At 69.1% G+C, this 7,821-nt stretch carries 7 protein-coding genes; all 7 read left to right on the plus strand.

Going from position 1 to position 7,821, the window contains the following annotated elements; genetic code table 11:
• The first annotated feature begins 59 nt into the window (after positions 1-59).
• From purL to EPN29_05635, 7 genes are read left to right on the plus strand one after another with little or no spacing between them, the layout of a single operon-like run.
• On the plus strand, positions 60-2,219 hold the full coding sequence (gene purL, locus EPN29_05605; protein ID TAN33765.1) for a phosphoribosylformylglycinamidine synthase subunit PurL: 2,160 nt from the start codon (positions 60-62) through the stop codon (positions 2,217-2,219).
• Positions 2,198-3,688 carry an amidophosphoribosyltransferase gene (locus EPN29_05610; protein ID TAN33750.1) on the plus strand — a complete coding sequence of 497 codons (1,491 nt, stop codon included), beginning with the start codon at positions 2,198-2,200 and terminating at the stop codon, positions 3,686-3,688. Before purL ends, EPN29_05610 begins: the two co-directional genes overlap by 22 nt.
• On the plus strand, positions 3,688-4,668 hold the full coding sequence (locus tag EPN29_05615) for a phosphoribosylformylglycinamidine cyclo-ligase (GenBank protein ID TAN33751.1): 981 nt from the start codon (positions 3,688-3,690) through the stop codon (positions 4,666-4,668). The genes EPN29_05610 and EPN29_05615 overlap by 1 nt, the downstream gene beginning before the upstream one ends.
• 7 nt (positions 4,669-4,675) lie before the next feature.
• Complete coding sequence (gene purN, locus EPN29_05620) at positions 4,676-5,254, plus strand: phosphoribosylglycinamide formyltransferase (protein TAN33752.1); 579 nt, start codon at positions 4,676-4,678, stop codon at positions 5,252-5,254.
• Positions 5,229-6,755, plus strand: coding sequence for a bifunctional phosphoribosylaminoimidazolecarboxamide formyltransferase/IMP cyclohydrolase (purH, locus tag EPN29_05625; GenBank protein TAN33753.1), 1,527 nt, complete (start codon positions 5,229-5,231; stop codon positions 6,753-6,755). Before purN ends, purH begins: the two co-directional genes overlap by 26 nt.
• A gap of 9 nt (positions 6,756-6,764) precedes the next feature.
• Entirely contained in the window at positions 6,765-7,511 is a 747-nt protein-coding gene (locus tag EPN29_05630; protein ID TAN33754.1) for a tryptophan 2,3-dioxygenase, read from the plus strand.
• Positions 7,508-7,699: a hypothetical protein gene (locus EPN29_05635; GenBank protein ID TAN33755.1), complete on the plus strand. Its 192-nt coding sequence runs from the start codon at positions 7,508-7,510 to the stop codon at positions 7,697-7,699. The genes EPN29_05630 and EPN29_05635 overlap by 4 nt, the downstream gene beginning before the upstream one ends.
• The last annotated feature ends 122 nt before the right edge of the window (positions 7,700-7,821 follow it).

Here is a 7,821-nt window from a genome sequence, read left to right on the forward strand (position 1 = left end):
CCAGACCTGAACCGGCCCGGCAGGAGGCCCCCGCCGTGGCTGTCGTCGACGAGCGGCGGCTGCGTGAGGTCGCGCTCACCCCCGAGGAGTACCGGGTCATCGTGGAGCAGCTGAAGCGCGTCCCGAACGAGGTCGAGCTGGGCATGCTGGGCGTGCTCTGGTCCGAGCATTGCTCGTACAAGAGCTCGAAGGCGCTCCTGCGCCGTCTGCCGTCCACCGGACACGCGGTGCTGGAAGGCCCGGGCGAGAACGCCGGAGCCGTCAACATCGGCCAGGGCTGGGCGGCGGTTTTCAAGATCGAGTCGCACAACCATCCCTCGGCGATCGAGCCGTACCAGGGCGCGGCCACCGGGGTCGGGGGCATCATCCGAGACGTCATCGCCATGGGCGCGCGACCGATCGCGCTCCTCGACTCGCTGCGTTTCGGCCCGCTCCCCGCCTCCAGCCACCACTTCGAGGGGGTCGTCGCCGGCGTCGGCGGCTACGGGAACTGCATCGGCATCCCGACCGTCGGCGGCGAGGTGTATTTCGACGACTGCTACGCGCAGAACCCTCTCGTCAACGCGATGTGCGTCGGGCTGGTGCGCGTCGATCGCCTGATGCGGGCGCGCGCCGAGGGCACGGGCAACAGCCTCCTGCTGGTGGGCGCCGACACCGGCCGCGACGGCATCCACGGCGCGTCGTTTGCATCGGTCGAGCTCGACGAGAGCAGCTCCGAGCGGCGGCCGGCGGTCCAGGTGGGCAACCCGTTCCTCGAGAAGTGCCTGCTCGAAGCCTGCATGGACCTGGCCCGCACCGACGCCGTGGTCGCGATCCAGGATCTCGGCGCGGCCGGGCTCACGTCGTCGGTTGCGGAGTGCGCGGGACGCGCGCCGGGCGCGGGCGCCCGTATCGACGTCGCCCGGGTGCCTCGACGGGAGCGAGGCATGACGGCATACGACGTCATGCTCTCCGAGTCGCAGGAGAGGATGCTGGTGGTCGTCGAGCGAGGTCGCGAGTCAGAGGTCGAGAGCATCTTCCGCGCCTGGGACCTCACGTCGGCGGTCATCGGCGAGGTCACCGACGACGGCTGCCTGACCGTCCTCGACGGCGGGAACGAGGTGGCGCGGCTGCCGGTCGAGCTGCTCACGAACGGCGCTCCGGCGCGCCGGCTCGTCGGCGTCGCCCCCGAACCACCGCCGGGGCTTGACCTTGAGGCCCTGCCGCCGCTGGTCGATCCGGGAACGACCCTGCTCCGCCTCCTGGCAAGTCCGAATCTCAGCAGCCGGCGCGGCATCTTCCGCCGCTACGACCATATGGTCGGCGATTCCACCGTGGTGCCGCCCGGGGGCGACGCCGCGATGCTGCGAGTCAAAGGCACCCGTCTCGGCCTCGCCGTGACCACCGACTGCAACTCGCGGTACTGCCACCTGGACCCGCACCTCGGCGCCCAGCTGGCGGTGGCCGAGGCCGCGCGCAACATCGTCGCCACCGGCGCTCAGCCGTTGGCGGTGAGCGACTGCCTGAACCTCGCCAATCCCGACCGGCCCGAGGTCTACTGGGAGCTGGAGGAGACGGTCGCGGGCCTCGCGCACGCGTGCCGTGCCCTGGAGCTCCCCGTGGTCAGCGGCAACGTGAGCCTTTACAACGATTCCTCGGGCGAGTCCGCCATCTATCCGACGCCGGTGGTGGGCATGGTCGGCCTCATCCAGGACTACGGGCAGAGGCTCGGCGTCGGGCTGCGCCACGAGGGCGATTTCGTCCTTCTCATCGGGTCCAGCCACAACGACCTCGGCGGGAGCGAATATCTGAAGGTCGAGCACGGCCTGGTCGCGGGCCGCCCGCCCGGGCTCGACCTGGCACGCGAGAAGGCGGTTGACAGCCTGGTGCTGCAGGCGGCGCGGTCAGGGCTGCTGCACTCCGCCCACGACTGCGCCGAGGGAGGGATGCTGGTCGCACTCGCCGAGTGCTGCCTGCTCGGCGGCATCGGTGTTCGCTGCCCCGGGCTGCGGCCTGAGCCCCCCCTGCGTATGGACGCGGCGTTCTTCGGTGAATCACCGAGCCGGTTTGTCGTCAGCGTGCCCTCCCGCGCGATGCCCGAGCTGCAGTCGCTGGCACGTCGGCATCACGTCGAGATCTCGCTCCTGGGCCTTGCCGGCGGCGACTCGATCGAGTTCGAGGGCCAGTTCCGGCTGCCGCTGGCGGAGATGCGTCAAGCTTGGGAAGGAGCCGTGGGTTAGCCGTGTGCGGAGTTTTCGGGATCTGCGCGAAGCGCGGGGTGGACGTCGCCAACCTCACCTACTTCGGGCTCTTTTCGCTGCAGCATCGCGGTCAGGAATCGGCGGGCATCGCCGTTTCGGACGGCGAGTCGGTTCGCGTGCATCGGGGCATGGGCCTGGTCGCGCAGGTCTTCTCGCCGGCACAGATCAAGGACCTGGGCGAGGGATCCATGCTCGCCCTCGGTCACACTCGCTACTCGACCACGGGCGCGAGCCGGGCCGAGAACACGCACCCGCTGCCCTTCCACCACCCCTCGCTCGGCCCGGGCGCGATCGCGCACAACGGCAACCTGCTGAACGCCGACGCGCTGCGCACGCAGCTGGAGGAGGAGGGCGCGACGTTCGAGACGGCGCTCGACACCGAGGTCATGGCGCGGCTGATCGAGCACACGCACGGCCGCACCTGGGAGGACGTGATCCGGAAGACGTTCGCGCGGATCGTGGGCGCCTACTCGTGCGGCATCATCACGCCGACCCAGCTGATCGCCCTGCGCGATCCATACGGGTTCCGTCCGTTGTGCATCGGCTTCATCCCCCTTCCCGGCCAGCCGGCGCATGTGGTCGCGTCGGAAACCTGCGCTCTGGACACGGTCCACGCCAACTTCGTGCGTGAGGTGCAGCCGGGCGAGATGGTGATCATGGACGAGCACGGGGTCCACAGCGTCACGTTCCAGACCTCGAGCAAGCACGCGATGTGCGTGTTCGAGTTCATCTACTTCGCCCGGCCCGACTCCATCCTCAAGAACTGCGAGCTGGAGGACGCGCGCATCCGCATGGGCCACGAGCTGGCCAAGGAAGCGCCGGTGGAGGCCGACATGGTCATCCCGTTCCCGGACTCGGGCACGCCGGCCGCCATCGGTTACGCCGAAGCGGCCGGGATCCCGTTCCGCGAGGCGCTGATGAAGAGCCGGTACATCAACCGCACCTTCATCCAGCCCGATCAGTCGCTGCGCGAGGCGGGCGTGATGTTGAAGCTGAATCCGCTGCCGCGGTCGATCAAGGGCAAGCGCCTGATCGCGGTCGACGACTCGATCGTTCGCGGCACCACGTCGCGGCGCATCATCGAACGCCTGCGCGCCGCCGGCGCCCGCGAGATCCACATGCGCATCTCGAGCCCGCCGATGCGATTTCCGTGCTTCATGGGCGTGGACATCGGCTCGACCAAGGAGCTGATCGCCTCCCGCCGCACGGTGGAGGAGGTGCGCCAGCGCATCGGCGCCGACAGCCTCCAGTACCTCTCCATCCCCGGGCTCATGCGCGCGATCGGCCGCGGCACGTCACACGAGTTCTGCCGCGCGTGCTTCGACGGCTCGTATCCCGTACCGGTCCCGCAGCAGCTCGAGATGGACAAGATGCAGTTCGAGACGCCAGTGAAGGCGGGCCACGTCCCGGGACCCATCTCACGGCAGCTGGTCCGGCCCTCCTCATGATGAGCGGCGAAGGCCTGTCCTACGCCGGCGCCGGCGTCGACATCGAGGCTTATGAGCGGGTGCTCGAGCGGGTCAAGCCGCTGATCGCCGCCACCCACGGCAAGGAGGTCGCCGTCGGTGTGGGGCCGTTCGCGGGCCTGTATGCGCTGCCGGGCGGCGGACACCTGGCGGCGAGCGCAGACGGCGTCGGCACCAAGATCAAGGTCGCCATCGCCGCCGATTCACACCGCGGCATCGGGGTCGACATCGTCAACCATTGCGTCAACGACATCGCCACGGCGGGCGCGCGCCCGCTCTTCTTCCTCGACTACTTCGCCACCGGCAAGCTCGACCCCGCCGTCTTCGCCCAGTGCGTCGAGGGCATGACCGAGGCGTGCCGCGGCGCCGGGTGCGCGCTGCTCGGCGGCGAGACGGCGGAGATGCCCGGCGTCTACGCGCTGGGCGACTACGACCTGGCCGGGTTCATCGTCGGGTTGGTGGAGCCGAGCCGCCGGCCGGACGGGGCCCGCATCCAAGCCGGCGACGTGCTCGTCGGCCTGCACTCGAACGGCCTTCACACCAACGGCTACTCGTTGGTGCGCAAGGTGTTCGAGGACGTGCCGCTGACGCGGGTGTTCGCCGAGCTGGGAAGGCCGCTGGGCGAGGTCCTGCTCGAGCCGCATCGGTCCTACCTCGCCGAGCTCGGCGGCGTCAGTTGGAAGGGGGCCGCGCACATCACCGGCGGCGGCATCCTCGGCAACCTGCCGCGATGCCTGCCCGAGGGACTCGGCGCGCGCCTGGATCGGGCCTCGTGGCCGGCGCCACCCATCTTCGAGCTCCTCCGCAAGCGTGGTCGGATCGCCGACGACGAGATGTTCGGCACGTTCAACATGGGGCTGGGAATGATCCTGGTGGTGGATCGCGACGACGTACCCACCGGCGCCACGGTGGTCGGTGAGGTCGTCCGCCACGCGGGGCCCGATCGGGTGGTCATCCACTGATCGCCAAATGACGCTCAAGCTGGGCGTCGCCGTCTCAGGCCGGGGCTCGAATCTGCGCAACCTGGTCGAGCGGGGCTTCCATGTCGTCGCGGTGGCCACCAACCGGCCGTCCTGCGGCGGCGCCGCGTTCGCTCGCGAGCGCGGCATCCCGGTGGGGGAGCTCTCGCAGAAGGCTTTCGCGTCGGCCGGGGAACGCGATGCGGCCATGCGCGACTTCTTCAAGTCGCACGGCGTGGAGCTGGTCGTCGACGCGGGCTACGACCGCGTGCACTCGCAGGCCTTCGTCGAGGCGTTCGCGGACCGCATCATCAACGTCCATCCTTCGCTGCTGCCGGAGTTTGGAGGCGGCATGGACGCGGTCGAGCGGGCCATCGACAGCGGCGCCAGGATCACAGGCGCCACCGTGCACATCGTCACGACCGACGTGGACGCCGGACCGATCCTGGTCCGGGAGGCCGTCCCAGTCCTGGAAGGCGACACGGTTGACACGCTGCGGCAGCGCGTGCACGAAGCCGAGCACCGAATCCTTCCACAAGCGATCCAACTCATGGAGGCGCGACTTGCCAAGAGCCCTACTGTCGGTTAGCGACAAGACCGGGCTGGGGGCCTTTGCGCGAGGCCTGCAGCGTCTCGGTTACCAGCTGTTCGCGACCGGGAGCACGTTGAAGGCGATCCAGGACGCCGCCGTCGATGCCCGCCCGGTGAGCGACCTAACCGGCTTTCCGGAAATGATGGACGGCCGCGTCAAGACGCTGCATCCGGGCGTCCACGCCGGGATCCTGGCGCGGCGCGACAAGCCTGATCACATGGAAGCCCTGCGGCAGCACGGATTGAGCGAGATCGACCTGGTGTGTTGCAACCTCTACCCGTTCGTGGAGACGGTGACGCGGCCCGGCGTGAGCTTCGAAGAGGCGGTCGAACAGATCGATATCGGCGGACCGGCGATGATCCGGGCCGCCGCCAAGAACCACGCCTCGGTGGTCGTGGTCGTGCGGCCCGAGCGCTACTCGGAACTGTTGGGCGCTCTGCATGAGGGCGCGGTCGACCAGGACATGAGACGCCGCCTGGCGGCGGAGGCCTACGCGCACACGGCGGCGTACGACGCCTGGATCGCGGCGTACATGCGCGGGGAACAGACCAACGGCTTTCCCCCCGAGATCTCCTTCGCCGGGCTGCTCACGCAACCCCTCAAATACGGTGAGAACGAGCACCAGAAGGGGGCGTTCTACCGCATCGGGCCGGATCCCGGAGGCCTTGGCGGCGCCCGGCAGCTGCAGGGCAAGGAGCTGGGCTTCAACAACATCCAGGACGCGTCGGCGGCGTTCCAGCTCGTGCAGGATTTCGAGCGCCCCGCCGCCGCGATCATCAAGCACATGAACCCCTGCGGCCTGGCGGTTGCCGATTCCATCGCCAAGGCCTACCGGCTCGCCTACGAGGGCGACAGGGTCTCCGCGTTCGGCGGCATCGTCGCCGTCAACCGGCCGCTCGACCGCTCGACGGCGGAACAGATCGTGCAGATCGTCACCCACGTGGTGATCGCGCCCGAGATCCTGGACGAGGCGACCGAAGTGCTCGCGCGCCGCAAGTCGATGATCGTGCTCGCCGCTCAACCGGCGCGGCGCGGCCTCTTCGACTACGACGTGCGCTCGGTCCCCGGCGGCTTCCTGGTGCAGGAGTGGGACCGGACCGGCTTCGATCGCGCGACCTCCACCACCGTCACCCGGCGGGCTCCAACGGAGGCGGAGTGGGAGCAGCTCGGCCTGGCCTGGACCGCGGTCAAGCACGTGAAGTCCAACGCCATCGTGCTCTTCAAGGACGGCGCGGCGGTCGGTGTCGGCGCGGGCCAGATGTCGCGCGTGGAGGCGGTGCAGATCGCGCTCCGCCGCGCCGGCGATCGGGCGCGCGGGTCGGTGATGGCCTCGGACGCGTTCTTCCCCTTCCCTGACGGTCTCGAGGAGGGCATCCGGGCCGGCGTGACCGCCGCCATCCAGCCCGGCGGATCGATGAGGGATGCGGAGGTCGTCGCCGCGGCGGACGCGGCCGGGATGGCCATGGTCGTGACCGGCCAGCGCCACTTCAAGCACTAGCCTTCTGACGTGGGATCGAGATTCGGGGAGGAGGGCCGCCGGCTCTCGTACGGCTCCTACCTGAAGGTCCCTGAGCTGCTCGAGCTGCAGGCCGGCCTGAGCCACGAACATGACGAGCTCCTGTTCATCGTCGCCCACCAGGTGTACGAGCTCTGGTTCAAGGTCGTGCTGTTCGAGCTCGAGGCGGCGCGGGACCGCATCGACGATGACGACATCTTCTTCGCGCGCCACCACCTGCGGCGGGTCCACGTCATCGAGCGGCTGCTTGTGGAGCAGATTGAGGTGCTCGAGACCATGTCGCCCCAGGACTTTCTGGCTTTTCGCTCGCAGCTCGCGCCGGCCAGCGGGTTCCAGTCGGTGCAGTTTCGCGAGATCGAGTTCCTCTCAGGCTTGAAGGAAGAGAAGTACCTCGCGCGCCTGGAGGCCACGACAGCTGAGATGAGCCGGCTGCGAAGGCGGCTCGAGGAGCCGTCGATCGACGATGCGTTTCGCGGCCTGGTCAGGCGACGGGGCTCGCCATCGCTGCTCGAGATCTTCAGGGATCGCGAGCGACACGGCGATCTGTTCGACCTGTGCGAAACCCTGCTCGACCACGACGAGACGTTCGCGCACTGGCGCGCCCGCCACGTACTCATGGTCGAGCGTCAGATCGGGAGCAAGACCGGCACCGGCGGCAGCAGCGGCGCTGAGTACCTGCGCACGACCCTCGGCAAGCGCTTCTACCCGGAGCTGTGGGACGTACGCTCACAGTTGTGAAGCAAGGCTTCGCCGGTGAGCGGCCGGAGCATCAGATGAAGAAGACCCACGTGGACCATCCTCGGGTCAGCTGCGGCACGTGCCGGATGTTCGACGGCACGGCCTGGTGCCGGCACTGGAACTTCCACACCACGGCCGAATCCCCGCCGTGCCGCTTCTACAAGAAGGGGCCCGGGCCTGCCCCCTAGGCTGAACAGCGCACGAGATGTCGCGACAGTCGCGGCTCATCGTGGGCGCATCTTCCGAGCACCATAGACCAGTTCGGCCGGTGGTCGACCTTGGTTACGCCGACCGGTGTGTGCACGCTCGT

Source organism: bacterium, from assembly GCA_004299235.1.
In the GTDB taxonomy this organism is placed as follows: domain Bacteria; phylum Chloroflexota; class Dormibacteria; order Dormibacterales; family Dormibacteraceae; genus SCQL01.

Coding starts and splice junctions, on each gene's coding strand:
- purN (TAN33752.1), top strand. CDS start 4,676: ATGACGCTCAAGCTGGGCGTCGCCGTCTCAGGCCGGGGCTCGAATCTG.
- EPN29_05615 (TAN33751.1), top strand. CDS start 3,688: ATGAGCGGCGAAGGCCTGTCCTACGCCGGCGCCGGCGTCGACATCGAG.